Genomic DNA, 1,361 nt, shown 5'->3' on the forward strand with positions numbered 1-1,361 from the left:
GGGAGTGTCAAGAAAACTGTGTAAGTTCTTTTAATAAATCAAATATTTATTAACTCTTTCGGTGAACTTATCATTGATCAGAAGTTGGTTCATGACCATTGACCAATTAGGCACATGACCTGATACCCACTTTTGATCAAGTTCCTTCACTCGTAAATACAGTAATTTAAGAAGTGCGTTTTCATTTGGGAAAGCGCCTTTTTTTGTCACTTTTCTAAAACTGGAATGAATAGCCTCTACTGCATTAGTCGTATACATAATCTTTCTAATAGCTGCGCCATAATCAAATAACTGTTCCACATGGTTGAAGTTTCTAACCCAAACATCTACTGCCCCTGGATATTGTGACCACTGCTGTCGAAAGGATTCAAAGGCACTTTTACAGGCTTTTAATGTAGGAGCACCATATACTTTTTTCAATGAACTCGTAAATACTTTATAATCTTTACTTGGTACATATTTAATAGAATTTCTTATTAAATGAACAATACATCTTTGTACCACTACATTTGGAAATATCGATTTAGCTCCCTGTTCTAAACCAGATACTCCATCCATAGAAATAAAGAATACATCTTCCACTCCTCTAGATTTAATCTCATCAAATATCTGCATCCACTTATGTTTACTCTCGCTTTCATTTAACCATAATCCTAACACCTCCTTATGCCCCTTTAAATTGTAACCAAGAATTGTATATACTGCGTATTCTTTAGTCTCATAATCGCTCCTAATAGTTACGTACATACAATCTACAAACATAAATGCATAACACTTCTCTAATGGCCTAGTCTGCCAGTTTTCTAGTTCTGGTAGAATAGAATCCGTTATATCAGAGATGGTATCTGCAGAGATTGAAAACCCATATATATCATCAATGGTATTGGAAATATCTCGTTGGGACATTCCTCTAGCGTACATAGCAAGTACTTTGTTTTCTATCGCAGATACATCTCTAGAACGTTTAGGAATTAACTTAGGTTCAAATGTTGCATCTCTATCTCTAGGAACCTCGATATCAATTTCACCTCTAGTAGTTATCAATGATTTATTACCATAACCATTTCTTCGATTGGTTGTACTTTTAGATTCTTTAGAATGAGGACTATATCCTAAGTGATTGTTCAATTCTCCTTGAAGCATACTTTCGAATAAAGGACCAAATATTTCTTTTAGTGCTTCATCCATATCTTCTACCGATTCAGGATTATAATGATCTACTATTTCTTGTGCTAAAGCAACAGCTTTAGGATCTCTTTTTATTTTCGCCATAAATATGTATCTCCTTTTTCTTTTATTGTATCAATATTTAAAAAAGTGTGCAGTAGTTTATCTATTTACACACTTTATATTACACTCCC

Annotated in this window: 1 protein-coding gene; it reads right to left on the minus strand. The window is 33.7% G+C overall.

All coding sequences use genetic code 11. The annotated features are described in order from the left end of the window. Nucleotides 1-30: 30 nt before the first annotated feature. Nucleotides 31-1,272 (minus strand): IS256 family transposase, encoded by a 1,242-nt coding sequence (locus tag GQF29_RS17920; protein ID WP_008789773.1) that lies wholly within the window; start codon nucleotides 1,270-1,272, stop codon nucleotides 31-33. Between the last annotated feature and the right edge of the window lie 89 nt (nucleotides 1,273-1,361).

The sequence above is a fragment of the Coprobacillus cateniformis genome, from assembly GCF_009767585.1.
GTDB classification, from domain to species: Bacteria; Bacillota_I; Bacilli_A; order Erysipelotrichales; family Coprobacillaceae; genus Coprobacillus; species Coprobacillus cateniformis.

Excerpts from the sequence above, each read along its gene's own strand:
- GQF29_RS17920 (WP_008789773.1), bottom strand. The coding sequence starts at position 1,272 with ATGGCGAAAATAAAAAGAGATCCTAAAGCTGTTGCTTTAGCACAAGAA.